Genomic DNA, 25,789 nt, shown 5'->3' on the forward strand with positions numbered 1-25,789 from the left:
GATGCGGCGCTTCTACTTCGTGGGCTTCGTGCTGCTGCTGAGCTTCGACACGGTGGCGCAGCTCAGTCTCAAGTTCGTCGGCGACCAGGCGCTGCCGGTGGAGATGTCGACCGCCTGGCTCGCGCGCGTGCTCGGCGAGCCCTGGATCCTGGGCGCGCTGGCCGGCTATGTCGGCGCCTTCTTCACGTGGATGACGCTGCTCAAGCACGCGCCGATCGGGCCGGCCTTCGCCGCCTCGCACCTGGAGATCGTGACGGTGATGGGCGCGTCGGCGCTGCTCTTCGATGAGCGCCTGCACTGGCCGCAGCTGGTCGGCGCGGCGCTGATCATCCTGGGCATCGTGCTGCTCGCGATGAGCGAGTCCGAGGAGGCCGCCGAGAGCGCCGCGCCGGAAGGAGCCCCCGCTTGAGACCCTCCGGGTCCGGCCGCGCGCCGTTCCCGGGCACGATGCCGCCGACGGCCGGACTGCCGCTGCGCGCCGCCGACTGGCGGCCGGGCGCGCCGGATTTCGAGGAGGCGCTCGCGCGCTTCCTCGGCGTCGATGCGGTGCAGCTCGCGTGCTCGGGCACGGCCGCCTTCGTCGCCACGCTGGAGGCGCTGCACCGGCGCTCGCCGGGACGCGACGGCGTCATCGTGCCGGCCTACACCTGTCCGCTGATGGCGCTCGCGGTCGCGCACTGCGGCCTGCGCCTCGTGCCCTGCGACGTGCTGCCGGCGTCGCTCGACCTGGATCCCGCGCAGCTCGAGCGCCATTGCGATGCCCGGACGCTGGCCATCGTGCCGACCCACCTGGCCGGCCGCGTGACCGATGTCCTGTCGGCCTGCCGGATCGCGCATGCCGCTGGCGCCTGGGTCATCGAGGACGCCGCCCAGGCGCTCGGCGCGACGGTGGGCGGGCAGACCGTCGGCCTCCAGGGCGATGTGGGCTTCTTCAGTCTGGCGGTCGGCAAGGGGCTGTCGATCTTCGAAGGCGGCGTGCTGGTGGCCAGGCGGCCCGAGCTGCATGCCGAGATCGGCACCCGGCTCGCCGCGCAGCGCGGCGGCTGGCTGCATGACCGGCTCTGGGACGGGCGGCGCACGTTGGAGCTGCTCGGCTACACGGCGCTGTACCGGCCCTCGACGCTGGATTGGGTGTACGGGCGGCCGCTGCGGCGGGCGCTCGCGCGGCGCGACTGGATCGAGGCCGCGGGCGACGATTTCGACGCCCGCATTCCGCTGCATCCGGTGGGGCGATGGCGCCGCGGCGTGGGCGCGCGGGCGCTGGCGCGGCTGCCCGGTTTCCTCGCGGCGGGCGAGGCGCAGGCCCAGCGGCGGCTGACGCAGCTCGACGCGATCCCCGGTCTGACGGTGATCCGCGATTCAGTCCAGCGCGAAGAGGCCGGCGCGCCGCGCGGCACCTGGCCGGTGCTGCTCGCGCTGATGCCGAGCGGCGCCGCGAGGGACGCGTTGCTCAACGCGGCATGGGGCGAGGGCAGCGGCCTCGCCATGCCCTTCGTGCATGCCTTGCCCGACTACACGCGCTACGCGGCGGCCGTGCCCGCGATGGCAGCGGAAGAAATCCCGTGCGCGCGCGATCTCGCCGCGCGGCTCTTTTCGATCAGCAACAGCCCCTGGCTGGACGACGCGCGCTTCGCGCATCTGCTGACGGCGATCAGGAACGCGATCGGCGCGGCCTGATCGCCGAGGTCCTCAGCGCGCCCGGCGCGCCAGCGCTTCCTGGATGCGGAGGTTGACCACGCCCTGGCGCTGCTGCCAGGCCTGCAGCTCCGCGCCCTCGACCGGCGGCGCCTGGCCGTCCGCCGAGCTCAGCCAGCGCTTCCACGCGGTGCGGTAGTGCCAGCTGGAGACCTCGCCGCAGACGTCGCTGCCGACCACCGTGCCGGCCAGCGCGTCGCAGACGGCGTCCAGATGCGGCAGCTGCAGATCGCCTTGATCCCAGTTGGTCTTGAGCACGTCCTCGGCGAAGGCGTCCTTGTCGATGCTCAGGTAGGTCGGCGCGCGCGAGGCGCGCAGCGTCTCGCACAGCGCCTGGATCAGCGCGTCGACGCCGTCGAAGGACCGGAAGGCGGACGACAGCCCGAGCCATCGCGCCCAGCCGGTGTCGACACCGGCGCTCCAGTAGGTGAGCTTGCCCTTGCGCAGCGGCGTCAGGTAGTTCTCCCACGCGTGGGCCAGGCCGATGTCGCCCGAGGTGATGCCGGCGACATGCACGTGCGCGACCTCCGGCATCAGCGCGACGCGCCGGACCCAGGAGCCGCAGTGCACGCCCCAGGGGAAGCGCATGTTGTCGGGGTGGTTGTCCAGCACGACCAGGCGCAGCGGCTGGGCGCTGGTGGCGCGCAGCGCCGCGACGCAGCGCTGCACCAGCGGCCAGCTGAGGTGGTGGAAATCGCCGCTGCCGAAGAACACGGTGCCGTGGTCGTGGAAGCGCGGCATGCGCTGGTCCAGGTCACGGCGCAGCCAGCGCATGTCGCGCAGCGTGCAGCCGAAGCGGTAGGTCTCGTGCCACTGCGCCGAGAAGCTCAGCCGGTGCTCCTTGGGGAGCGGCGCGACCGAGGCGTCGAAATCGAGGATGACGGGCGGCCGGCTCATGACGCCGCCTTCCAGTCCTTGTCGTTCTCGAAGTGCCGCGAGAAGCGGCGCGCCAGCGCGCGCAGCAGCGGGTTGCGCACGTAGACCGCGTGGCGCGTGAACGTGAACTGCGCGCCCAGGCTGGCCTTGACCTGCGGGTCGGTCCAGCCGGCGACGTAATGCGTGAGCTGGCGCTCCAGCGCGTATTCGAGGTTGACCACCCAGCTGACGAAGTAGAGGTTGAGCTCGCGCGCGGCCGGATAGGACAGGCCGATGTACTTGTCCACCAGCCGGCCGCCCTGCTCGTAGCAGAGGTTCCACCCGACGAGCGCGTCATCCTCCGCTCGGCGGTATTCGAAGACGATGCCGCCGCTGGTGCCGTCCTGCAGCGCGCGGCGGAAGAAGGGCAGCGTCAGCTTGTCGAAGTGGATCTCGCTCTGCGCGTACACGGCCTCGTAGAGGGCGAAGTAGGCGTCGAGGATCGCGGGGTCCGAGAAGCGCAGCCCGGTCGGGATGCGGCGCACGCGCAGCTGTGCGCGGCTGCGCAGCTTGCGTCGGATGTCCTTGCGGCGGCCCGGCGACAGGCGCGACAGGTAGGTGTCGATGCTGTCGAAGTCGATGGCCATGTAGGCCAGGGCCTGACCCTCGACCAGCACGTAGCCGCGGCGCTCGCAGGCCAGGGCAAGCGCGCGCGCATGGCGGTTGTCCTCGTCCAGCAGCAGCGGCGAGTCCTGCGGCAGGTCCTTCAGGATGGCCAGCTTGAACGCGCGGCGCGTGGCCAGCGCGGCCACGCCGGCGGCCAGGCCGTCGGCGTCCGAGTCACGGGGCAGCGGCGCGTACTCGCTGACGGTGGTGCCGACGAAGAGCGTGCGCACCTTCAGCGCGCGCGACCACCAGCCGAAGAGCGGCAGCCGGCGCAGCCGCGCGCGCAGCGCGTCGTCGGCGGTGGTCAGCAGGTCGAAGCGCGCCTCGAAGGCGGGCAGGGGCAGGGCATCCATCACGCGGAAGCCCTCGGGCGGGGCGGCCGCGAAGCCTTCCAGCAGCCCCTGGGGCTCCAGCTGATTGCGCCAGCGCATCACGCCTTTTTGGCGCGCGTGAGCAGCTGGTCGAGCAGCACCATCGCTTCGTCGATCTCGGCGCGGGTGATCATCAGCGACGGGGCGAAGGTGATCACGTTCTTGTAGTAGCCGCCGACGTCCAGCACCAGGCCGCGCTGCTGGCCCTTGTACTCGAGCGTGCCTTCCAGGCCGATGTCGACCATCTTGTCGAGCAGCGCGCGGTTGGGCGTGAAGCCGTCCTCGGTGCAGATCTCGGCGCGCAGCGCCAGGCCCATGCCGTCGACGTCGCCGATCTCGCGGTGGCGCTTCTGCAGCTCGCGCAGGCCTTCCAGGAAGTAGGCGCCGCTCTCGCGCACCTGGGCGCCGAAGTCGATCTCGTGGGTCATCTTCATCACTTCCAGGCCCAGGGCGGTGCCCAGCGGGTTGGAGGCGAAGGTCGAGTGCGTCGAGCCGGGCGGGAAGATGGTCGGGTTGATCAGCTCCTCGCGGGCCCACAGGCCGGACAGCGCGTTCAGGCCGTTGGTCAGCGCCTTGGCGAAGACGAGCACGTCCGGCTTGACGCCGAAGTTCTCCACCGACCACAGCGTGCCGGTGCGCCAGAAGCCCATCTGGATCTCGTCGACGACGAGCAGGATGCCGTGCTGGTCCAGGACCTGCTTCAGGCCCTTGAAGAAGTTGGCGGGCGGCACGACGTAGCCGCCGGTGCCCTGGATGGGCTCGACGTAGAACGCGGCGTACTCGCACTGGTTGGTCTTGGGGTCCCAGATGGCGTGGTACTCGTTCTCGAACTTGCGGGCGAACTCGCGCACGATCTGGTCGGAATACTCCTCGGCCGTCATGCCCTTGGGGCGGCGGAAGGGGTAGGGGAAGGGGATGAACTGCGCGCGGTCGCCGAAGTGGCCGAAGCGGCGGCGATAGCGGTAGCTGGAGGTGATGGAGGAGGCGCCGAGCGTGCGGCCGTGGTAGCCGCCCTCGAAGGCGAACATCAGGCTCTTGCCGTTAGAGGCGTTGCGCACGACCTTCAGGGAGTCCTCGATGGCCTGGGCGCCGCCGACGTTGAAGTGCACGCGGCCGGCGTGGCCCCACTTGCGCTGGGCGTCCTCGGCGATGAACTTGGCGAGCTCGATCTTGGTCGGGTGCAGGTACTGGCTGGCGATCTGCGGCAGCGTCTGCAGCTGGCGGATCATGGTCTCTTCCAGGCGCGGATTCTTGTAGCCGAAGTTCACGGCGGAGTACCACATCTGGAGGTCCAGGTACTGGGTGCCGCGCTCGTCGATCATGTAGCTGCCGTTGCAGTCCGAGAAGACCTTGGGCGGGTTCACGTAATGGACGGTGTCGCCGTGGGAGCAGTATTTCGCTTCGTCGGCCAGCAGTTGCTTGATGTCGGGGCTCATGGGGATCCGCGGTTGGAAAGGCAAAGAATTGTTGCCAGTCTCGAAGGGCTGTATGGAGATGCCGTCGGGAAATTATGGAGAGTTTGTGGAGGGCGTCACCCTCCATGCGGCAATGCCCTTCGAGCCGCGGGGCTGGCCTGTGATGGGCGCGTCATCAACGTGCAATCAAGGCGCAATCAAGGCGCAATCAAGGCGTTACGGCGGCGTCATTCCTTGGCGACGGCCTCGACCTGGATGCGCAGGTTCACGTCCATCTTGAAGCCATAGTCCTTGCCGGCGGCCAGGCCGAACTCCTCGCGATTGAACGTGCCCGACGCGTCGGCGCCGCAGTAGTCGCGCTTGAGCATCGGGTGGGGGATGCACTTGAGCTGATGGATGGTCAGCGTCATGGGCCGGGTCTTGCCGTTCAGGGTGAGCTCGCCCACGACCTGGCTGGGCACGCCGTCCCTGGCGCCGTCGAAGCGGCCCTTGAAGGTGGCGCTGGGGTTCTTGTCGACGTTGAAGAAGTCCTTGCCCCTGGCCCAGCCGTTCATCGCGTCGAGGCCGAAGTCGATGGAGGCGAGGTCCATCTGGACGTCGACGCTGCCGGCGCCGGTGGCCTTGTCGTAGACGATGGTGCCGGCGCTCTTGTTCAGCTTGCCGCGCCAGCGGGACAGGCCCATGTGGTCGGCCTCGAAGCTGGGGTAGGTGTGCGCCGGGTCGATGGCGTAGGTGACGGGAGCGGCCTGCGCGGTGGCGAGGGCGGAGGCGGCGAACAGGGCGTGGAGCAGCAGCAGCGGTTTCATCGTCGATCCTTGTGAAGAGGCTTGGCGGGAGCGCCTATCTTGACGACGAACCGCGCGGGCGGAAATCGACAGCCCCGTTCAATCCCGGATCAACGGATCAGCCCTTCAGCCTTTCAGCGCCCTCAACACGTTCTCCACCGCCCCGACGCCCATCTTCACGTAGGCCTCGGCGGTGACGCCGCCGATGTGCGGGCTCAGCAGGATGCGCGGCTCCGACAGGAAGTCATGATCGGCGGGGATCGGCTCGACCTGGAAGCTGTCCAGTCCGGCGCTGGCGACCTGGCCGCTGCGCACCGCCTCCAGCAAGGCCGGCTCGTCGATCAGCCCGCCGCGCGCGGTGTTCACCACGATCACGCCGGGGCGGCAACGCGCGAGCGTCCCGGCATCGAGCATGCGGGCGTTCTCCGGCGTCAGCGGGCAGTGCAGCGAGATCACGTCCGCGTCGCGCCAGATCGCGTCGAGCTCGACGCGTTCGACGAAGGCGGGCGGATCCGCCGCGAACGGATCGAAGCCGATCACGCGCATGCCCATCGCATGGACCATGCGGGCGAAGCGCTGGCCGATCGCGCCCAGGCCCACCAGGCCCATGGTGCGGCCCTCGAGTTCCAGGCTCTTGTGCGTCGCCTTGTCCCAATGGCCCTGGCGCATGCGGCCGTCCAGCCGGACCACCGACTTGGCGCAGGCCAGCGTCAGCGCGAGCGCCTGCTCGGCCACCGCCGCGGCGTTGGCGCCGGCCGCGGCCAGTACTTGGATGCCGCGCGCGGCCGCCGCGGTCTTGTCGATGGTGTCGGTGCCGCTGCCGTGCTTGGAGATGACCTTCAGCGAGGGCGCCGCGTCCATCGCCGCCGCGCCCACCTTGCTGTAGCGCACGATGATGCCCACCGGATCGTGCTCGCGGCACAGGGCGACGATGCCGTCCTCCGTGGGCGCCTTGCCGGCGAAGACGACCTCGTGGCCCTCCAGCAGCCGCAATGCCTGCGGCGCCAGGTCCGCGCCGGTGACCAGGATGACGGGCCGGCTCACAGCGTTTCCCCGTCCTTGATCACGCCGGCCGCGCGCAGCGCGCCGTCCAGCCAGGCCGGACGCAGCGCCTGGCGGTTGCGGATGCCGGCGATGCGGGCGGTCTCGGCCTTCACCTTCTCATGCGCCAGCGGGATCATGGCCTCGGCCTTGGCGCGCTCGATCACCGTCACGCCGTCCGCGTCGCCCACGACCAGGTCGCCCGGGCACACGGTCACGCCGCCGATGGAGATCGGGTGATTGACGCGCCCGGACATCGCCTTGGTCGGACCGTTGGGATTCAGCCCGGCGGCGTACATCGGGAAGCCGAGCGCGCGGATGGCCTCGCTGTCGCGCACGGCGCCGTCGATGACGACGGCCGCGATGCCCAGCGCGACGCATTGCTGCGACATGATCTCGCCCATCAGCGCCGAGGACAGATCGCCCTTGCCGTCGACCACGATCACGTCGCCCGGCCTGGCCACGGCCATCGCGGCGTGGATCATGAGGTTGTCGCCCGGCCGCAGCTCGACGGTCAGCGCCGTGCCGGCGAAGCGCATGGACGGCGCCAGCGGCTGGATGCGCCCATGCAGGGCGCCGCGGCGGCCCGCCACGTCGGCCAGGATGGAGGACGGGAACGCGCCGGCCTGGCGGACCACGTCCGGGGACAGGCGCTCGATGTCGCGGATCAGGTCGGGGAGTGGGGAGGCTTGAGTCATGGAGGGGCTCCACCGGCCCGGGGCCGGCGCTGGCGGAAGTGGGGAGGTTCGGAAGTGCGGAAGGGACGGGGCGGCGGGGCCGCTCAATCGATGTGGACCCTGGCGTCCTTGACGACCTGGGCCCAGCGGGTCAGGTCGTCCTGGATCAGGCGCGAGAACTCGGCCGGGGTGCTGGTCACGACGCGAGCGCCTTCGTCGTTCATCTTCTTGATCAGCGCCGGCTGCTTGAGCGCCTTGGCGAATTCCGCATTCAGGCGCGCGACGATCTCCGGCGGCGTGCCCGCCGGCGCGAGCAAGCCGAACCAGGTCGTCGACGCGGCGGCCTTGAAGCCGGCCTCGCCCATGGTGGGCACGGCGGGGATCTCGGGCAGGCGCTTGTCGGAGGTCACCGCCAGCGCGCGCAGCTTGCCCTGGCGGATATGGCCCAGCAGCGTGGGCAGGCTGCTCAGGTAGAGGTCGACGTTGCCGCTGACGACGTCGGTGAGCGCGACGCCCACGCCCTTGTACGGAATGTGGGTGAACTTCACGCCGGCGGTCCGCTGCAGCAGCTCCGACGCCAGATGCGACACGGTGCCATTGCCGCTGGAGGCGAAGTTGATCGTGTCCGGTTTGGCCTTGGCCTGCTGGACGACGTCGCCGATGGTCTTGAAGCGCGAGGCCGTGCTGGTGACGTAGACCAGCGGCGCGTCGGCGACCAGCGTGATGGGCGCCAGGTCCTTGAGCGGGTTGTAGGGCAGCCGCGCGTAGAGCGAGGGATTGATGCTCAGGTTGCTGGTCTGGCCCAGCACCAGCGTATAGCCGTCGGGCGCGGCCTTGGCGACCTCGGCCACGCCCAGGTTGCCGCCGGCGCCGGGCTTGTTCTCGATGACGAAGATCCACTTCGTGTTGGTGGCCACGGCCTGCGTGGTCTCGCGAGCGATGAGGTCGGTGCCGCCGCCGGGCGGGAAAGGCACGATCACGCGGATCGGCCGGCTGCCGTAGGCCTGCGCCGCGGCGGTGCCGCTCACGCCGGCGCCCAGCGCCATCACGGCCGCCAAGGCCAGCGCCGGGAAGGCGCGCCGCGGTCGGGCGGCTCTTACTTGCATGCTCACGTTCGTCTCCTGGTGTGCCCCCTGTCGCGGGGTCTTGCGGCGAAGTATTGAAGCGATGAGCCTTTCAATCCAATCGATTATTCTTTCGCTCCGATCAATCCGGCTTTTGGAATGGCGCCATGGACCTGCGCGACCTGCGTTACTTCGAGACCATCGCCGAGCTGGCGCATGTCGGCCAGGCGGCCGAGCGGCTGCACCGCACGCAACCGGCGCTGACCGGGGCGATCCGCCGCCTGGAGAAGGAGGCCGGGGCGCCGCTGTTCGAGCGCGCCGGACGCGGCATCCGGCTCACGCCGGCGGGCCGCGTGATGCTGCGCTGGGCGCAGCGGCTGCGCTTCGACGTCGAGGATGCGCAGCGCGAGATGGGCGACATCGGCCGCGGGTTGTCGGGCGAGGTGCGGTTGGGCATCGTGCCGACGGCGGCGCAGTTCCAGCTGCCGCAGGCGGTGCGCCGGCTGCTGGCCGAGGCGCCCGACGTGCGGCTCAAGACGACGGTGTCGCTGGTGGACGCGCTGATGCCGATGCTGCGTGGCGGCGAGCTCGATCTGGTGGTGGGCACCGAGGGCCGGCCCGAGGCGGGCTTCGTGTCCCGGCGCCTGATCGAGGACCGGGTCGTCGTGGCGGCGAGCGCCAGGCACGAGATCTTCCGCGGCACGCCCACGCTCAAGGAGCTCTCGCGCCACCGCTGGGTGCTGCAGCCGCCGGGCGCGCCGACGCGGGACTGGCTGGATCACACCTTCGAGCGCCGCGGCCTGCCGCGGCCCGACGTGCAGGTGGAAAGCAGCACCTTGCACATGCTGCCGGCGCTGATCGCGGAGACCGCGCTGCTGAGCTTCGTCTCACGGCGGCACCTGGAGTTCTCCGCCGGCCGTTATCCGCTGCGCGAGGTGCCGATCAAGGAAGCGACGATGAAACGCCGCCTGGTCGTCACGCACCGCACCAACGCCTACCTGCCGCCGGCGGCACAGCGGCTCATGGCGCTGCTCGGGGCGGAGTGAGGCGGAGTGAGGCGGAGTGAGGCGGGGCGGTCGTCATCGGACTGTCGTCATTGCAACGCCTGGTAAGCGGCGCCGCGAAACGTGCATGGTGAAGATTCGCTGCACGCCGGGGCGTACAACGCCGACACGATCACGATGCCTTCGCACGTGAGACCGATCAGCACTTTCGATCAGGCGCGACATGACTCACCAGCACGACTCTCATCCCGACCTTCTCAGGCGCTCGCTCGTCGCGGGCCTCGGGGCGCTCCCCGCCATGCCCATGCTCATGAGCGGCCCCGCGTCCGCGCAGCCGGCCGCGACGCCGGCCTCGGTGAGCGGCGTGTTCCGCCATCCCGGGCTGTTGATGGCGCAGACGGACTTCAAGCGCATCCGCGATCTCATCGCCGCCGGAGAGCAGCCTTGGACCAACTGGTGGGACAAGCTGTGCGCCGACCGGGCGACCGCGCTGGACGTCCTGCCGAATCCCCAGGCCGAGGTCTACCGCGCGGACAGCAGCAAGTACGCGATGTACCGGGACATCCAGCGCGCGTGGTGCCTGGCCCTGCGCTGGAAGCTCTCGGACGACCGCCGCTACGCCGACAAGGCGGTGGAGACGCTGGATGCCTGGTCGGACAAGCTCAAGGTCATCGGCACCGTGCGTCCGGGCTCGACCGCGCACGACGACCACACCTTCATCCTGCTGGCCGGCATGCAGGGCCACCAGTGGGCCCAGGCCGGCGAGCTCATGCGGGACTACAGCGGCTGGCCGCGCGCGAACCTGGCGCGTTTCCAGAACATGCTGAGCACCGTCTTCGCTCCGATTTCAGCGTGGTTCCTGAGCGAAGGCCGGCTGGGCTCCCATGCCAACTGGGAGATGGCCTCGATGTGCGGCGCGCTGGCCATCGGCGTGTTCTGCGACAAGCCCGAGCTGTACCGCCTGGCCTGCGACGTGTACGCGGGCAACAACCGCGGCAAGCTCCGCAACTTCGGCAATGGCTCGATCGTGCATGGCGTCTATTTCCTGCACCCGGGTCATTTCGGCCAGTGGGAGGAGAGCGGCCGGGACCAGGGCCATTCGACGCTGGGCATGTCGCTGGGCGGCGACCTGCTGGAGATGGCCTGGAACCAGGGCGACGATCTCTACGGCATGTACAACAACCGTTTCCTCGCCGCGGCCGAGTACGTGGCCCGCTCGAACCTGCTGGACGAGCACGGCCGGCCCTATCCGATGCCGTTCTCGCGCGAACAAGACCCGTCGCAGCCGCATTCATCGAGGTGGACGCAGGTCAACCAGTCCTTCCAGCATGGCCGCAACGCCTGGGAGCCGATCTTCAACCACTACGTCAACCGCATGGGACTGGCTGCGCCCAACGTGGCGCGCATGGTGGCGCAGTGCGAGCCGAATTACTGGTCGAACGGCAGCGATGACATGGTCTTCCCGACGCTGACGCACCGGCGGGTCGCCTACGCCGGGCCGATGAAGCCGCCATCGGGCCTCATCGCCCCCGTGCGCGACGGACGGCCGGTGCTGTCCTGGTGGGGCAGCGTCGGGGCGCAGTCCTATGTGGTCAAGCGCAGCACGAAGGCCGCAGGCCCCTACACGCACCTGACGACCATTCCAGCCGGCCACGTGCTCACCTACACCGACTCACCGGCCCAGGGCGTCTGGTTCTACCAGGTCACCGCGCTGGGCGGCGGTGGCGCCAGCGCCAGCTCCAACATCGCGCGGGTCGCGGTGCCGGGCGAGCAGCGCCTGTCGATGCCGCTCAACGGCGTGAACGGCACGGGCACGGCGGCCATGCTCCGGACCCCTGCCGGAGGCTGGACGATGGCCGAAGCCACGCTGCTCGATGGCGCGACCTGGGGTGAGGGCCGGCTCAACGACAAGGCCATCGTCTTCGATGGCAAGAAGGCGGGACTGCAGCTGCCGGCCGGCATCTTCAGCGGCCTGGACGACTTCACCGTGTCCTTGTGGGCCTATGCGAATTCACTGCGCTGGGACAGCTCGCTCTTCTTCGTCGGACAGGACGGCTTCTCGTGCATGGCCATCGCGCCCAAGGCGGGGAACGGCATGCGCTTCGTGATCTTCGGCGCCGGGGGCAACGATGCGCAGTTCGTGGAGTCGCCCGGCTTCATGCCCATCCGGCGCTGGGTGCATGTCGCGGTGACGCTCAAGGGCACCACGGGCCGGCTCTATCTCGACGGCAAGGAGGTCGCGGCGTCGGACGAGATCCTGCTCTCGCCGCGCCAGGTGGGGGATCAGGTGGCCTTCCTGGGCCGCAACTGGGGGCATCCCTCCTTCGATGGCCGCATCCAGGGCCTGCGCATCGAAGCAGGCGCGCTGGGCGCCGCGGAGATCGCCGCGCTGGCGAAGTGACCTGCCGCAACGGGGCCGGGGCGGCTCGCGCCCTCCGGCCGCGTGGCGAGGATCACCGCCTGGCGCGGGCCATCAGCGCTTGCACAGATCGCTGATGGCGTTGCGGCCGGTTGCGGTGATCAGGCCCAGCCGGTAAGGCAGCTCGATGTACTCGTACTTCTTGCCCGGCACCATGTCCAGGCCCTGGTAGAGGAACTGGAGCGGCTTGCAGGGATCGATCGTCAGCGTTTGATCGATGCCTGCGCGGATCAGCTCGCCGTGAGAGACGCCCTCCGACCAGACGCGGCCCGTGAACTTGAGGTTCGCGGCGCCCGCGAACAGGTTCATTTCGCTGCCCGGGATCGGACGCCACTCGCCGTCCAGGCGGTCGGCCAGCCAGCCGCGGAAGTAGCGGCCGTCCGGACGCATCGCCTCGATCAATGTCAGGTACTTCCCGGTGCCCTCGATCCTGTAGGTGTTGCTCGCCTCGAACAGGTCTTCGCGGCGCTCGGCCTTCATGGCGAGCACGGGCGCGGAGAAGCCCCGGGGGAACTGTTCAATCGAGGTTTCCGCGCGGAAGAAGCTGCCGTTGTCGTTGGTGAAGAAGAGATGGCACTTGCGTTCGTCGCAGAGGGCCCAGAAATCCAGCCAGGCGGCGTGGCCCTTCTCGTCCTTCACGATGTCGGGCGCGGCCGCGTAGAAGGGCTTCGGGGCCGTCCACGACTGGGGATCCGCCACGTTCGCGGTGGTGGAGTACATCGGATCGCCGCCCTGGTAGATGAGGTACCAGAGCTTGTGCGGCGCGAAGTAGAAGACCTGCGGCGCCGCCCGGTAGCCGGGACCGATGGGCGACTTGTCGAGCATGACGATGGGCGCGCGCGACGCGTCCTTCCAATCGGCGAAGCTCGTGTAGGCCAGGCCCCAGCCGTTGGCGCCGGCGGTGGTGAAGAAGACGTGGTAGCGGTGGTCGTGGAAGACGATGGACGGGTCCTTGACGCCGAACAGCTTGTCCGCGTCGGCGGGCGGGCTGATCAGGGGCTCGCTGGAGGACCAGGCGAACGGAGGCGCCGCATTCGACGCCGAGCCAGCCGCGAATCCAGCCGCGGATCCGCCCGCGGACCCACCCGCAGCGTCCGCGGCGTGAGCCAGGCCACCCAAGGCCGTGCAGCAGGCAAGCCAGATGGCAGGCCATCGGCGCGTCGTCGAGAGGTGATGGCGCATGGTGGGGGCCGCGGGTTTCAAAGGCGATCCGTCCTTCAGTTGCTGTACAGGAGCCCGCGGCCGGTGCCGCTGAGGTAGACGCGGCCGTAGAGGTTCTGGTCGGCGGCCATCACGCCGATGCCTCCGAACTGGTGGGCGTCGTCGTTGAAGCGGGTCCAGGAGGCGCCGCCGTCGTCGGAGCGGTACACGCCCCAGACGCGGTTGACGGTGCCCACCACGTACAGCGCGGCGGAGTAGGACGAGCCGGCCTTCGCCTTGCCCAGCGCCACGATGCTGGCGCCTTGCAGGTCGGGCCAGGCGTTGCTGCCCTGCACCGAGGCGAACTGGCTGAGCTTCTGCCAGGTGGCTCCCGAATCCAGCGAGTGGTACAGCGCGTTGCCGTCGGCCAGCCAGAGGTCGCCCTCGGCATTGGGATTGACCGCGAGCGAGGTGGTCCACCAGCCGTTGGGGGCGAACGAGGCGGACACCGATCCCTGGCTCAGCGCGAAGCTGTGGCCGCCGTCGGTCGAGACGTAGAACTTGCCGGCCGAAGCCCACCAGGCGCCGCCCGAGTCGTAGGCATAGACCTTGTTCGGATTCTTGCGATCGGCAACGAGGCGGTAGCCGCGGTTCCAGCCGACGGCGGGCAGTGACGGCAGATTGGTCGCGGTCCAGGTGGCGCCGTTGTCGGTGGTGTACGACGGCACGGAATTCGAGGGTGCCCAGACCGCCTTGTTGCGCGCGGTGACGGCCATGCTCGATTCGCTGGACGTGTTGGTCGTGGCGCCGGCCGGCAGGCTCGCGAAGGTGGCCCAGGTCTTGCCGCCGTCGCCGGACCAGTAGCCGGTGCCGACGCCGGTCGAGTTGATCGCGCCGAAGGCGGCGATGTACTGCGGATCGGACCACGCCATGTCGGCGGCGTTGCCGTTGCTCCAGCCCAGTCCGGGCGCGAGGGTCGGCTTGCTCGCGACGTCCGTGTGCACCCAGGTGCCGACGTCGCCCGAGCTGTTGATCAGCAGGTAGGACGCGCCGGGCGGCGGGGTCACGATGGCCTGCGCGGCGATTTCCTCGATGCCGGCGATGTTGCCGTGCCAGGTCGGGGTGGCGGACGAGGCGTTGCGGGTCTCGACGATGCCGCCGCCGTGCACATGCAGGATGTGATCGCGGTTGGACGGATCGATCTCGACGTCGTCGACCCAGCCCGAGGCGGTTTCGCCGGGCATGGTGGCCTCGATCTCGCGCCAGGTCTGGCCGCCGTTGTCGGACAGCTGCACGATCTGCTGGCCGCTCCAGCTGCCCCAGGAGTTGGTCACGCCCAGCGCGATCCGGGTGGTGGCGCCGCTGCCCTGGACGGACACGCCGCCCAGGCCGAAGTTGGCGCCGCCGGACGGGTCCTCGCTCTTGAGCAGGGTCCAGGTGGTGCCGTCGAACTTGTAGAGACGGCCCGGGCCGCCGGCGCCGGGGCCCGCGTCCTTGGTGAACACGACGTAGAACAGGCCGTCGGCGGCGCGCGCGATGTGCGGGATGTGGTAGCCCGAGACTGGCGTCGTGAGCGCCGTCCAACTGGCGCCGCCGTTGGTGGACCGGTACAGGTTGGAGCCCAGGCCGGCCACGCTGGCGTAGTCCGGCGCGACGGCGGCGTAGAGGGTGGATGTGGCGGTGCCGGTGCCCTTGGTGCCGGTGTCGGCGACGACCAGCTCGATGCCCATGGCGCTGCCGCCCGCGGCCTTGATCTGGTCCTGGGTCATCTTGGCGGTGGACAGGGACGTGACCTGGGCCCAGGTGCGGCCCGAGTCCGCGCTCTTCCACAGGCCCGCGGTGCGCGAGCCGTAGAACAGCGTCGACGGCTTGTTGGGGTCGACCATCAGGCGCTCGCCCATGGCGCGGCCGCCGTTGTTGCCGCCGGTGGAGAAGGGCAGGTTGACGAAGGTCCAGTGATCGCCGCGATCGCTGGAGATGTAGAGGCGGGCGTCCGCCTTGTCGGAGTTGTACATGCCGGCTGCCATGTACACGAGCCGGTCGTTGTTGGGATCGACGGCGATGCTCTCGATGCCGTGATAGGAGCTCTCAGCCGCGCCGAAGCCCAGGCCATCGGTGATCGGCGTCCACGAGGAGGCGGCCTGGTTCCAGCGGTAGGCGCCGCCGATGTCGGTGCGCGCGTAGAGGACGTTCGCCGACGTGGGATGGAACACCAGGCCGGTGACGTAGCCGCCGCCGCCGAAGGTGAGGCTTTTCCAGGTGGTGGCCGTGGCGGGGGCAGGGGCCGGAGCCGGAGTTGGAGCCGGAGCCGGAGTTGGTGCCGGTGCCGGAGTTGGTGCCGGTGCTGGAGTTGGTGCGGGCGCCGGAGCCGGAGTTGGAGTGGGTGCCGGCGCGGGTCCGGGTGCTGGTGCCGGAGCCGGAGCCGGAGCCGGAGTTGGCGCCGCCGCGGGTCCAGGTGCCGGTGCTGGTGTCGTTGGAGGCGCCGGAGCGGGGTCAGGCGATGGGCCAGGTGCGGGTGCCGGGGCTGGGCCGGATGTGGGAGCAGGTGCCGGAGCGGCCGCGGGCGGCGGGGTGCCGGAGTCGGACGTTGGACCAGGAGTCGACGCGCTGGCGCCGCCGCTCCCTCCTCCACCACAGCCGGAGGTGAGACTCGCAGCGACGATTGATAGGGCGACAAGCCGTGTGGTGGAGAGGGTCATGGGATCGCAGTGCCTGTGAACGGAGGAGATGTCGCGCGACTGATATTGCGCTATATCTGGCATCGTAAGTTCGAGCGCTGCACTAACTGTTATCAATTGTTCAAGGAGAGCACTTGGGGGCCGCGCGCTTCTCGCCCGGTGATCCAGGCGCTACGCGCTCGTGCTTGGTCTGCCGCCGGTGCTGTTGGACGGGCTGCGCGGTTGACACGCTGTTTCCAACGGTGGTGCCACCGATCACCGATTGCGCTTCCGATCCCCCTTGATCGGCATCTCCTGCCTATGTCCCTGCAGCGGATCCCCATTCGTCAGCGTCAGAGTCCCCATCAGCGACCCTTCTTTCAGCCTGCCCTTGAAAGCTCCAACTGAAAGCACTGGGGCCTCCGCCACGGGAACGTCAAAGGTCAACTCGCCGGTGCGCCGATCGAGATGCCCGTCGAAGATCGGCCGGGGCGCTTTATCGCAGTTGCCATCAACCAGCCGGAACAAGCCCGTGATATTCGAATGTGCCGACGGATCGCGGACTTCCCACAGTTCGACGTCGAAGCCTCCACAGTCTTGGGACTGCGGAGATTGTCTGGCATCGAAGTAGCGCCCTACATACTCAAACTCTACCGCGTGGGCATTGAAGACAAGTGCGGCAAACGCGAGCAGTATGAATAAAATAATGCGCGTGGGAAAAACCATTCTCGGTGACTAGGGCAGCGGCGGCGAATCAAAATTGGAAGTGTCAAGAGAGCCGAAATAATGGGATTCCCAGTTGCCCATCATTGTGGCCGGTGGTATTGGTTAATAATGTAGCTTCGTGCCAAATCGACAGCGAAGACGCCAACGTAGTTGCTCGAATAGTAGGTTTGTATTACGCCGTCCTCAGGTGCCATATGAATAATATGGGGCGCTTCGCAGTTGACTACCTCGACTCGGGCCGCACGGGGTGATCCGCGTCGGCCGATCCGTAAGGCACCGCTCAATAGCAGTTTTGAGCGCATTGGATATTTTCTCGTCCAATTCTGTACCGTTTGCACAAAGCAATATGGCTGGATGGACGAGTTTTGGGCAAGGCGGGGCTTGGATTCAAATATGCTAAATCTCGGAGACGTCGCGTATACCATATCAATCCCATTTGGCTCAACGGGAAGGTTTAGGTAAGACCTCGCTGCGGAACCACCGCAGGACTCCTTTTCATAAGGTGTCAAAATATGCCCGTATTGGACACGAGGGCTCTTTGCCCACCTTGTCTCCAACGAGTGATTAACTAATCATGCCAGCTTCTTTCGCCTGTTGAATGATCTTATTCGGCATGTTGCCTTTCGTGACGACGGCCATGATTCTATATTTGGCGCGAGTAATGCCCAAATACATGTCGCGTACGGTCTGCTGCTCCACCGCGTTTGCCATCGCAAGATTGTCCATAATCACTGGCGGAACAATTCCCGACTCTAGGCCAACCAAGATTACGGCGTCAAACTCCTGGCCGCCTACAAACGCGGGTTTTACCAGCGAAACTAGGGGCTGATCATGGGGAAACTTTGCTCCGCGTTCGGTTATAACCTGGAATGGAAGATCCGCGTTAGAAAGATTGCTCTCGATCTGGTTCCAGTAGATATCGGAATAGCAGATTACGGCAATCTGACGAGTGTTTGCTTTTCGCAGCTCGCGGACGCGCTTCAGTACAAAGCGCCCGATGTCGGAAGACTCAGAATTCTGAACTTCAATCGCCGGCTTTGCTGCCAGTGGGTGTGCATCGGAGACCATGAGGTCCGTCAACTTGGTAAAATCCGGAAAGTCGGGCCCAAATAACTCCGTACTTTTCTGAATCACAAAAAACGCAAGTTTCGCGATGGATTCCGTGGATCTATGAATTGAGAGTAAATTCTCGTTAGCAATTCCAGCGATGCCCAGCGCAGAAAGGCCGGCAGAAGATTGGCCATACGTCGCTTGCGCCTGATCAAGTGCAAGTGCAATGGGGACATGAGGAATTTCGAACTTGGTTAGCAATGAAAAAAGCCGTCTTTCGTTCTCATTGAATAATTGAGCTTCGTCGACAAACACATAGTCAAATCCATCGCGCTTTCTTCTTAGCTGCCAGACGGGAGTTCGGAGTCGGCCGGCCAAGGATATTGCGATATCGTCAGGATCGAGGGCGGAGTACTCTTCGAAAACAACTCGATGGTATGCGAGGAAGGTGTCGAAAATGAATTCTCTCTCGCGGGAATTAAGGTTGGAGTGGAGAATGCTCAGGCTCTTCTCGGATTCCACATACCTCTTCTTGTCGTGTTCGAGGCCATGCCCTTTGATCGCCACCGATATCTCGACGAGCACCATTTGGGCGAAAAGTTGAAGAAGTCGCTTGTCGGAAAATATCTGTTTCAGGAGCGTACTGTCGGTCAGGCGACTTCGCTCGGCATTCCCCACTTCTTCTAAGGCATCCGCCACGCGTGCAAGTTGAAACTCCTTCGCCGCGTCGCCATCGGTGTCGAGGACCGTCTCCATGTCCAAACCAAGCTGGCTTCTACAATATTCGGCTAGCGTCGTGACCAAGATTTTGTGCTTAAGCAAAGCAAAGTCTTGCCCCAAGAGAATCTCAAAGCGCTCGTGAACTCGAGATTCCATCGCTTTGCTGTGGGCAATATACAAAATGGATGGAGGCGATTCCTTGCTAGGGGCAGCTTTAATCTTGCTAACGGCCAAAAGTAGCATTAGCAGTGTCTTGCCGGATCCGCCAGGGCCAAGTATACGCAACGGTTGTGCGTCGATATTTGGGCTTGTCAAAATCCGACGCTTTGCCTCTCCTAGGGGGCTTTCTGGATGGAGCCAGTCGTCGTAAGTGTATGCGAGGTATCTCGCGTGCTCGCGAATGGTAACATCGCTCTCCGCTTTGATTTCAACGTGTCCGAATAGAGAATCCTGACTCGCGGATTCGAAGAAGCCCTTTATAGCTTCGCGAAGTTTCGGAAGAAATTCTTCGCCTGCTAAGGTTTTGTTTGTGGAGCGTTGCTGAACCAGTGCGTTGGCAATTGAGGAAAGTCGATTCAGGTTTCTTCCGTCTAGAAAGGCTGCCTCCTTTAGGCGTTGGAATGAACCGTCAGGGCCAACGATCGTGCAAGATCGATTCAGCAACGTTCCTTCGCCTTGGATTCCTTCGTAATAGCCAATGGAAAGCTGGTGAGCAATGCTTCCTCGTCCTGCTAGCAGCGTATGTGTTCCGTTGTCCCATCCTCGATGAATTACGCTGCCATCGAGAAGTAAGCCCTGCAATCGCTGATTTATTACGTATAGGCACCGTTCGAATACTTCTTTGGCAATGCTCGGCTCAGATTGCAGGGGAATTTCTCCGGAAAGTCGAATAAATCCCCAATCCTCTGCGCCTGACCCACTCACATAATCACGATGCCACAGGGCGCAGATCCCTGACTTTTCGTCCAAGGAGATGCGAATGGCGTCTTGGACGAAGTCTGAATTTCGTAGTGCTCCGCCGTCCTTTCCGAGGGATTCGATCGCCGCATGCAGACTCGATATCAATCCAACTTTTGGCAGAAGCCAATCTGCAAGATTTTGTGTGATTGCGAGATATTTCATTGTTGCTCCCTGATGTTGTTAGCCATATCGCGGACCGACTGTTCTTGAAAGTCCGTCGATCCGAGGCGTATATACATATTTAGATATCTAGAGAGCATGTCGGCGAAGAACTCGCCTTTGAGTGTGGCTAATTTAATGGGCCACTGACGCATGTGGGGAAGAACACCGGATAAACCGGTCGCGGTCGTCAGCGTTTTCCATTGTTCCGCTGATGAGTTCTGTGCCCGGTCTAACGCATCGATCGGGATGGTGATCGGATATCTAAAGAGTACGACCGAGTGCGTCGGTGTTGGGCTATATTCTGATGACGCGCTTTCTTGGGGAAGAAAATGTATGTCTACCCTCAATGAGTTTGTGACGAGCCTGGAAAGAATGCCTTTGAGGCGGTCGGCTTTTACGAACTTTGAAAGATGCGCCGCAGAGGCCTCGCCGCGCTCGGATGCCTTCAAATATTCAAGGTAGCCGACTATTCTTGCGCGTTCGTCATTTGATATAGATTTGCCCTTATGATCCTTGGGGATTTCAACTATTTCTTCGATTAGGGTCGCGGGTAATAGTTCAAAACGCGTTGGTCTTGGATATTGGTCAACTATATCAAAGCGCGTTAAGAGCGCTTCTATCTCAAGCCAGCATTCGTTCCTGAAGGCGGGAGATCCTAAGTACTTACTTGCACATATTATCGGAAGGAATGTGAGCGTTTCGCATTTCCTATTCGCCAGATCGCAAGCGGGGGTAATGACAACCCCTCTTGTGAAGCCCTTGAGGAGCAATCCAAACGACGGTAACCCTTGCCAAATGTCGCCGGACCGATGGTCTGGTGCTGGCATGCAATCGTAGAAATGTGCCGCGCGTAGCGGTGCTTCGATAGGCATCGATCCTCCCTGATTTACGGGCCGATGAAGTCGACCTCTTGCGGGTGATGGTACGTTGCTCGCAGTGTTTTATATGCATCTGGTTACACCTAAGGCGGTGTTAGGCGCAATGTGGCAGCGAGAACAAATTCACGCCACCAGTGAGAACCGACATCTACCCCTCCGTTCCACTTCATCCCCCCATTTCTGCATCCTGTCGCTCCTGACTGGGGCTGGCCGAGCCCGGTTGCTATGGTGTGCTACATCAGCAACACACCGGCGCCTTGGCGCCTTGCGTCATGCATAGCTGGAACGATCAAGCGCCGATCTATCAGCAGCTCGCCGACCGACTGGCGACGCAGCTGCTCGACGGCGATCCCCCCGAAGGCGAGGCGCTCCCCTCCGTGCGCACCCTCGCCAGCCAGTACCTCATCAACCCGCTGACCGTCAGCCGCGCCCTCCAGGCCCTGGTCGACGAGGGCCTGCTCGAGAGCCGCCGCGGCATGGGCATGTACGTCCGCGACGGCGCCCGCGTCCGCCTGCTGCGCAGCGAGCGGGAGCACTTCCTCCAGGAGGAATGGCCCCGCCTGCGGGAGAAACTTCGCCGCCTCGGCCTGCGGCCCGAGGACCTGAATTGGGAGGACGCATGAACACGCTCATCGACGCCAAGCGCCTGAGCTTGCGCTACGGCCGCAAGACGGCCTTGCAGGACCTGACCTTCTCCATCCCCGCCGGCCGCGTCGTCGGCCTGCTCGGCCACAACGGCGCCGGCAAGACCACCCTCATGAAGACCCTCGTCGGCCTCAAGCGCCCCGAGGGCGAACTCCGCGTCCTCGGCCTGGATCCCCACACCCAGCGCGGCCAGCTCCTGACCTCCCTCTGCTACATCCCCGACGTCGCCGTCCTGCCCCGCTGGGCCCGGGTCTCCGAACTCATCCGCCTCATGCAAGGCCTGCAGCCCCGCTTCTCCGCCGACCGCGCCCGCCAGCTCCTCAAGCGCACCTCCGTCGTCGAGTCCGACCGCGTCCGCCACCTCTCCAAAGGCATGGTCACGCAGCTCCACCTCGCGCTGGTCGCCGCCATCGACGCCAGGCTCATGATCCTCGACGAGCCCACCCTCGGCCTGGACGTGATGTCCCGCAAGAGCTTCTACGAGATGCTCATCGACGAGTGGTGCGACGGCGAGCGCTCCGTGCTCATCTCCACCCACCAGGTCGAGGAGGTCGAGTCGCTGCTGTCCGACGTGATGATGCTCGACGAAGGACGCCTCGTCCTGAACATCTCCCTGGCCGAGATGGACCAGCGCTTCGTCGCGCTGTCGCATGACCCCGACGCCGCCGAGGCCGTCGCCGCCAGCCATCCGCTGCTGCGCTACCGCGTGCAGGGCCGGCCCGCCGCGCTCTTCGACGGCGTCGCCCCGGACAGCGTCGCCCACCTCGGCCAGCGCGTGCGGCCCAGCCTCGTCGACCTGTTCATGGCCCTGACCCGCAAGCCCGAGATCCAGGCCCGCTCGCCGGAATCGGCCTGACCCGCCCCCTCCTCAAGGACATCCCCATGACGCTCTTCAACACGCTGCTGCTGCGCGAGTGGCTGCAATACAAGCGCGCCTGGATCGGCCTCGTGCTGGGTCCGGTGCTGCTGCTCCTGGCGCTGGTGCCGTTCAGCCAGGTCGAGGGCATCGACACGCCCACCCCCGAACCCGTCGCGCTGATCGCCGGCCTCATCACCGTCGCCCTCGTGCTCGTGCTGGCCCTGGCCCTGTGCGGCTACCAGCTGATGGGCCTGGCCCGCCGCGACCAGCAGGACCGCTCCATCGAGTTCTGGGCCTCGCTGCCGGGCTCGCATGCCGCCAGCCTCGGCGCGCCGCTGCTGGCCCACGGCCTGCTGGTGCCGCTCGCGGCCACCGCGCTGGCCGTGCTCGGCGGCGCGCTGATCGGTTCGGTCATGGCGTTCAAGGAGTTCGGCCTCGCCGCCCTCCATCAGACGCAATGGGCCGCGCTGCTGCAGGTGACGATCTGGATGGGCCTGCGCCTGCTCGTCGGCCTGACCGTCGCGGCGCTGTGGCTCGCGCCCTTCGTGGTCGCGCTGATGGCGGCCTCCGCCTGGCTCAAGCGCTGGGGCGCGCCGCTGCTCATCATCGCGGTCGCCGCCTTCCTCAAGATCTACAGGAACGAGCCCGCCGCCGAGGCGCTCGCCCGGTTGCTCACGCGTCAGGTCGCCGGCGCCGGCCAGGCCCTGTTCATCGGCGCCCCGACGCTGTTCGCCAAGCCCGAGGGCCAGGACCACATGAACATGGAGGACTTCTTCGACGCGCTGTTCCGCCTGCCCGACGTCGCCCGCGCCACCATGCCCGAGGTGCTCCAGCTGATGGTGCAGCCGCAGTTCATCGCCGGGCTGCTCTTCGCCGGCCTGTGCTTCTGGCTGCTGGTGCTGCAGCGCCAGCGCAGCCTCTGAGCCAGGCACTGGCCGGACACTGGCCAAGCACCAGCCAGGCGCCCGGCACCACCCGCCAGGTGTCTGGCGCGCCCGACCGGCCCCGCCTTCGCGCGGGGCCTTCTTTCATCCGACCGTGGGGAAGGGGCTCACGCCGATGAGCAGCCGATGCAGCCCCAGGATCAGCGCGACCCACGCCCCCACGCCGATCGCGACCGCGATCGCGGTCCCTTTCGCGGTGCCCGCGGGCGGCGGCGGCGCATCGCGGCGGCGCGCCGAGACGAGATCCAGCAGCGCCCACACCAGGAACGCGCCGAACAGCAGCAGGTCCGCGGCCGTGTTGTTGGCCAGCAGGTGGACCGCCGCCCACAGGATCACCGCGATCAGCATCGGGTGGCCCAGCGCCGCCTTGAAGTGGTTGCGCGGCACATGCGAGGCCGCCAGCAGGATCAGCGAGGGCAGCATCACCAGCCCCGCGAGATGGTTCATGCCGCGCGGCGTGGCCCAGAGCGGATGGGGATCGAGCCGCGCCTGCCCGTAGCCCCAGATGATCAGCAGCAGCCCGATCACCGAGACGGCGGTGTAGCTCAGCTTCCAGCCCTTCTCGCCCCAGGCGGCGAGCCGCGCTTCGCGCCACGCCGGCGCCACCAGGCGGACCGAATGCGGTCCGAGGAAAAGGATCAGTCCGAGGATGAGGGCCCACATGATGAAGTCGCTCCTTGTCGGCGCGGACTATGCCCGCGCGGGGAGCGTCTCACCAGTGCCGTCCGGATCAAGAGACCGTTGTCGCGAGCGGATCCAATGACGGGGCCAGGACCTGGCGCAGGTCGCCTTCCGCCTGGTCGAGCCAGGCCATCGCGGCCAGCAGCGCCAACGCCGCGATCACGATGCCCATCACGCGCAGCAGCACGCGGCGCCATCGATGGGCAGGGGCAGCGGACCGCGCGGGAACAGGCGGCACGGCGCCGCCGAGACGGGCAGGGGCTTTCATGGCGGACTCCGGAATGAAGGGGGAAGTCGCCGCCGCGCTCAGGGGAGCACCGCGCCGAGACCCCACAGCAACGCCGGATAGACCGCGCCCCAGGCCACCGCGAGGATCGCGACGGCTTTCAAGCCGACGAGCATCGGCGGGGTGTGGGGGGCGATGGCGGGGGGCTTCGTCATGGTGCGCTCCTGGAGCTGGCGACACATGCCGTGCAAACGGCGTGCCAGCTCGCGGCGTTGACGCCGGGGACCCCCTAAAACATCACGTTACCCGGCCCCAACGAAGCGGACACGCGCGCGGTGCCCGCTCCGTCCATGCTCAGGCGCTGCGGTCGACGCGCAGCGCCAGCAGCACCGAGGTGTGGGTCTTGATCACGCCCTCGATCTCGCCGATCTCATCGAGCAGCGCATCCAGCCGCGCGGTGCTGTCGGCGCGCAGCGTCGCCATGTAGTCGAACTCGCCGCTGACCGACGCCAGCTGGCGCAGCTCCGGCAGCCGCGACAACCGCTTCACGACCTCCCGCCCCGCGCGGGGCTGCACCGTGATGCCGACGAAAGCCTGCACGCCCCGCTCCACCGCCTCGCCGCCCAGCCGCACCGTGTAGCCGGCGATCAGGCCCTCCGCCTCCAGCCGCGCCAGCCGTGCCACCACCGTGGTGCGTGCCACGCCCAATTGGCGGGCGAGGTCGGCGGTGCTGGCGCGGGCATTGGCCTGCAGCAGCGCGATCAGCTCGCGGTCGGTCTGGTCCCGCAGCGTCGCCGGCGTGGCGAGCTCGGGCGCGCTCTTCTTCGCATTCATGAGGTCCTTGGCGGAGTGTGACGGAGTGCTCGGGATAAACCCTTGTTTTCGCCGGAATGAATGTTTGCGCCGACGAATCGTCAGCATAAGCATGTTTTTCGTCGAAGTCGCGCTTTCTTTCGTCGGTGGAGGTTCGGACACTGCGTCCATCGCATCTCTCCGGCGTGCTCGGCACGCCGGGACCTCTTCTTCCAGGATCACAAGGAGCACGACATGAAAGTGGCATTGCTGGGCGCCGGACACATCGGCCAGACGATCGCGCGACTGCTGCAGGGCAGCGGCGACTACCAGGTCACCGTGATGGACAGGAACGCCGCCGCGCTGAAGCACCTGGCCGGCCAGGGCCTCGCGACCAAGACCGTCGACACCGAGGACCAGACCCAGCTCGCCGCCGCGCTGCGCGGCCATGACGCCGTCGTCAACGCGCTGCCCTATCACCTGGCGATCACCGCCGCGCACATGGCGCTGGAGGCCGGCTGCCACTACTTCGACCTGACCGAGGACGTGGCCGCCACCAAGGAGATCAAGCGCATCGCCGAAGGCGCTAAGACCGCCTTCATGCCGCAATGCGGCCTGGCGCCCGGCTTCATCGGCATCGTGGCGCACCACCTGGCCAAGAGCTTCGACGCGCTGCAGGACGTGAAGATGCGCGTCGGCGCGCTGCCCGCCTTCCCGACCAATGCGCTGAAGTACAACCTGACCTGGTCGGTCGACGGCCTGATCAACGAGTACTGCCACCCCTGCGAGGCCATCCACGACGGCGCCGCGATCTCCGCGCTGCCGCTCGAGGGCCTGGAGCATTTCTCGCTGGACGGCGTCGAGTACGAGGCCTTCAATACCTCCGGCGGCCTGGGCACGCTGTGCGAGACCTGGGAGAACAAGGTCCGCAACCTGGACTACAAGACCGTCCGCTACCCCGGCCACCGCGACCTGATGATGTTCCTGCTGGACGACCTGGCGCTGAAGAACGACCAGGAGAAGCTCAAGGACATCATGCGCAAGAGCATGCCGGCCACCATGCAGGACGTGGTCCTGGTGTTCGTGACCGTCTCGGGCATGAAGAACGGCGTGCTGATGCAGGAGGTCTTCGCCCGCAAGATCTTCGCCGAGCGCGATGGCGAGCAGCCGCTGTCGGCCATCCAGATCACCACCGCCGCCGGCATCTGCGCCGCGGTCGACCTGTTCCGCGAAGGCAAGCTGCCGCAGCAGGGCTTCATCCGCCAGGAGGAGGTGGCGCTGCCGGACTTCCTCGCCAACCGCTTCGGCAAGGCCTATCAGCAGTCGCGCCAGGTGGAATCGATCGGCTGAAGGAGAA

The 25,789-nt window shown here is 66.6% G+C and carries 25 protein-coding genes; 9 read left to right on the top strand and 16 right to left on the bottom strand.

What is annotated here, in order from left to right:
- The first annotated feature begins 1 nt into the window (after nucleotide 1).
- A complete protein-coding gene (locus ACEN96_RS04770; protein WP_495586912.1) occupies nucleotides 2-409 on the top strand; it encodes a DMT family transporter in 408 nt (135 codons plus the stop codon).
- A gap of 38 nt (nucleotides 410-447) precedes the next feature.
- The gene (locus ACEN96_RS04775; RefSeq protein WP_495588548.1) at nucleotides 448-1,677 is read left to right on the top strand and encodes an aminotransferase class I/II-fold pyridoxal phosphate-dependent enzyme; all 1,230 of its coding nucleotides are present in this window, start codon (nucleotides 448-450) and stop codon (nucleotides 1,675-1,677) included.
- Between the two features lie 12 nt (nucleotides 1,678-1,689).
- Here the strand turns inward: ACEN96_RS04775 and ACEN96_RS04780 are convergent, their stop codons facing one another.
- The 7 genes from ACEN96_RS04780 to ACEN96_RS04810 form a co-directional block, all read right to left on the bottom strand.
- Entirely contained in the window at nucleotides 1,690-2,592 is a 903-nt protein-coding gene (locus ACEN96_RS04780) for an arginase family protein (RefSeq protein ID WP_495586913.1), read from the bottom strand.
- Nucleotides 2,589-3,647 (bottom strand): GNAT family N-acetyltransferase, encoded by a 1,059-nt coding sequence (locus tag ACEN96_RS04785; RefSeq protein WP_495586914.1) that lies wholly within the window; start codon nucleotides 3,645-3,647, stop codon nucleotides 2,589-2,591. Before ACEN96_RS04785 ends, ACEN96_RS04780 begins: the two co-directional genes overlap by 4 nt.
- A complete protein-coding gene (locus tag ACEN96_RS04790; protein ID WP_495586915.1) occupies nucleotides 3,647-5,023 on the bottom strand; it encodes an aspartate aminotransferase family protein in 1,377 nt (458 codons plus the stop codon). Before ACEN96_RS04790 ends, ACEN96_RS04785 begins: the two co-directional genes overlap by 1 nt.
- A gap of 206 nt (nucleotides 5,024-5,229) precedes the next feature.
- Complete coding sequence (locus ACEN96_RS04795; RefSeq protein WP_495586916.1) at nucleotides 5,230-5,808, bottom strand: YceI family protein; 579 nt, start codon at nucleotides 5,806-5,808, stop codon at nucleotides 5,230-5,232.
- Nucleotides 5,809-5,913: 105 nt separating this feature from the next.
- The gene (locus ACEN96_RS04800; RefSeq protein WP_495586917.1) at nucleotides 5,914-6,831 is read right to left on the bottom strand and encodes a hydroxyacid dehydrogenase; all 918 of its coding nucleotides are present in this window, start codon (nucleotides 6,829-6,831) and stop codon (nucleotides 5,914-5,916) included.
- Nucleotides 6,828-7,526, bottom strand: coding sequence for an RraA family protein (locus tag ACEN96_RS04805; protein WP_495586918.1), 699 nt, complete (start codon nucleotides 7,524-7,526; stop codon nucleotides 6,828-6,830). Before ACEN96_RS04805 ends, ACEN96_RS04800 begins: the two co-directional genes overlap by 4 nt.
- Nucleotides 7,527-7,609: 83 nt before the next feature.
- Nucleotides 7,610-8,611 (bottom strand): Bug family tripartite tricarboxylate transporter substrate binding protein, encoded by a 1,002-nt coding sequence (locus ACEN96_RS04810; RefSeq protein ID WP_495588549.1) that lies wholly within the window; start codon nucleotides 8,609-8,611, stop codon nucleotides 7,610-7,612.
- 125 nt (nucleotides 8,612-8,736) lie between these two features.
- On the opposite strand from ACEN96_RS04810, the gene ACEN96_RS04815 reads away from it, so the two are divergent.
- The gene (locus ACEN96_RS04815) at nucleotides 8,737-9,615 is read left to right on the top strand and encodes a LysR family transcriptional regulator (protein WP_495586919.1); all 879 of its coding nucleotides are present in this window, start codon (nucleotides 8,737-8,739) and stop codon (nucleotides 9,613-9,615) included.
- Between the two features lie 256 nt (nucleotides 9,616-9,871).
- A complete protein-coding gene (locus ACEN96_RS04820; protein WP_495586920.1) occupies nucleotides 9,872-11,974 on the top strand; it encodes a LamG-like jellyroll fold domain-containing protein in 2,103 nt (700 codons plus the stop codon).
- 72 nt (nucleotides 11,975-12,046) lie between these two features.
- Here ACEN96_RS04820 and ACEN96_RS04825 read toward each other — a convergent pair whose 3' ends face one another.
- Nucleotides 12,047-13,111 carry a glycoside hydrolase family 62 protein gene (locus ACEN96_RS04825; protein WP_495586921.1) on the bottom strand — a complete coding sequence of 355 codons (1,065 nt, stop codon included), beginning with the start codon at nucleotides 13,109-13,111 and terminating at the stop codon, nucleotides 12,047-12,049.
- A 98-nt stretch (nucleotides 13,112-13,209) separates the two neighbouring features.
- Entirely contained in the window at nucleotides 13,210-15,345 is a 2,136-nt protein-coding gene (locus ACEN96_RS04830) for a VPS10 domain-containing protein (RefSeq protein WP_495586922.1), read from the bottom strand.
- Nucleotides 15,346-15,446: 101 nt separating this feature from the next.
- On the opposite strand from ACEN96_RS04830, the gene ACEN96_RS04835 reads away from it, so the two are divergent.
- Entirely contained in the window at nucleotides 15,447-15,779 is a 333-nt protein-coding gene (locus ACEN96_RS04835; protein WP_495586923.1) for a hypothetical protein, read from the top strand.
- Nucleotides 15,780-16,065: 286 nt separating this feature from the next.
- Here ACEN96_RS04835 and ACEN96_RS04840 read toward each other — a convergent pair whose 3' ends face one another.
- The 3 genes from ACEN96_RS04840 to ACEN96_RS04850 form a co-directional block, all read right to left on the bottom strand.
- On the bottom strand, nucleotides 16,066-16,515 hold the full coding sequence (locus tag ACEN96_RS04840; protein WP_495586924.1) for a hypothetical protein: 450 nt from the start codon (nucleotides 16,513-16,515) through the stop codon (nucleotides 16,066-16,068).
- Between the two features lie 564 nt (nucleotides 16,516-17,079).
- Nucleotides 17,080-19,407 (bottom strand): UvrD-helicase domain-containing protein, encoded by a 2,328-nt coding sequence (locus ACEN96_RS04845; RefSeq protein ID WP_495586925.1) that lies wholly within the window; start codon nucleotides 19,405-19,407, stop codon nucleotides 17,080-17,082.
- Nucleotides 19,404-20,279 (bottom strand): hypothetical protein, encoded by an 876-nt coding sequence (locus ACEN96_RS04850; protein ID WP_495586926.1) that lies wholly within the window; start codon nucleotides 20,277-20,279, stop codon nucleotides 19,404-19,406. The genes ACEN96_RS04845 and ACEN96_RS04850 overlap by 4 nt, the downstream gene beginning before the upstream one ends.
- Before the next feature lie 278 nt (nucleotides 20,280-20,557).
- On the opposite strand from ACEN96_RS04850, the gene ACEN96_RS04855 reads away from it, so the two are divergent.
- From ACEN96_RS04855 to ACEN96_RS04865, 3 genes are read left to right on the top strand one after another with little or no spacing between them, the layout of a single operon-like run.
- Nucleotides 20,558-20,908: a GntR family transcriptional regulator gene (locus tag ACEN96_RS04855; RefSeq protein ID WP_495586927.1), complete on the top strand. Its 351-nt coding sequence runs from the start codon at nucleotides 20,558-20,560 to the stop codon at nucleotides 20,906-20,908.
- Nucleotides 20,905-21,786, top strand: a complete 882-nt coding sequence (locus ACEN96_RS04860) for an ABC transporter ATP-binding protein (protein WP_495586928.1) — start codon at nucleotides 20,905-20,907, stop codon at nucleotides 21,784-21,786. The genes ACEN96_RS04855 and ACEN96_RS04860 overlap by 4 nt, the downstream gene beginning before the upstream one ends.
- A gap of 26 nt (nucleotides 21,787-21,812) precedes the next feature.
- A complete protein-coding gene (locus ACEN96_RS04865) occupies nucleotides 21,813-22,712 on the top strand; it encodes a hypothetical protein (RefSeq protein WP_495586929.1) in 900 nt (299 codons plus the stop codon).
- 105 nt (nucleotides 22,713-22,817) lie between these two features.
- On the opposite strand, the gene ACEN96_RS04870 is transcribed toward ACEN96_RS04865, so the two are convergent.
- From ACEN96_RS04870 to ACEN96_RS04885, 4 genes are all read right to left on the bottom strand, one after another.
- Nucleotides 22,818-23,396 (bottom strand): NnrU family protein, encoded by a 579-nt coding sequence (locus ACEN96_RS04870; RefSeq protein WP_495586930.1) that lies wholly within the window; start codon nucleotides 23,394-23,396, stop codon nucleotides 22,818-22,820.
- 67 nt (nucleotides 23,397-23,463) lie between these two features.
- Nucleotides 23,464-23,682, bottom strand: coding sequence for a hypothetical protein (locus ACEN96_RS04875; RefSeq protein ID WP_495586931.1), 219 nt, complete (start codon nucleotides 23,680-23,682; stop codon nucleotides 23,464-23,466).
- A 38-nt stretch (nucleotides 23,683-23,720) separates the two neighbouring features.
- Nucleotides 23,721-23,855, bottom strand: a complete 135-nt coding sequence (locus ACEN96_RS04880; RefSeq protein ID WP_495586932.1) for a hypothetical protein — start codon at nucleotides 23,853-23,855, stop codon at nucleotides 23,721-23,723.
- A gap of 139 nt (nucleotides 23,856-23,994) precedes the next feature.
- On the bottom strand, nucleotides 23,995-24,474 hold the full coding sequence (locus ACEN96_RS04885; protein ID WP_495586933.1) for an Lrp/AsnC family transcriptional regulator: 480 nt from the start codon (nucleotides 24,472-24,474) through the stop codon (nucleotides 23,995-23,997).
- A gap of 213 nt (nucleotides 24,475-24,687) precedes the next feature.
- Here ACEN96_RS04885 and ACEN96_RS04890 point away from each other — a divergent pair, with 213 nt between their 5' ends.
- Nucleotides 24,688-25,782, top strand: coding sequence for a saccharopine dehydrogenase family protein (locus ACEN96_RS04890; protein WP_495586934.1), 1,095 nt, complete (start codon nucleotides 24,688-24,690; stop codon nucleotides 25,780-25,782).
- The last annotated feature ends 7 nt before the right edge of the window (nucleotides 25,783-25,789 follow it).

The organism is Roseateles sp. Mitsp63, assembly GCF_059491535.1.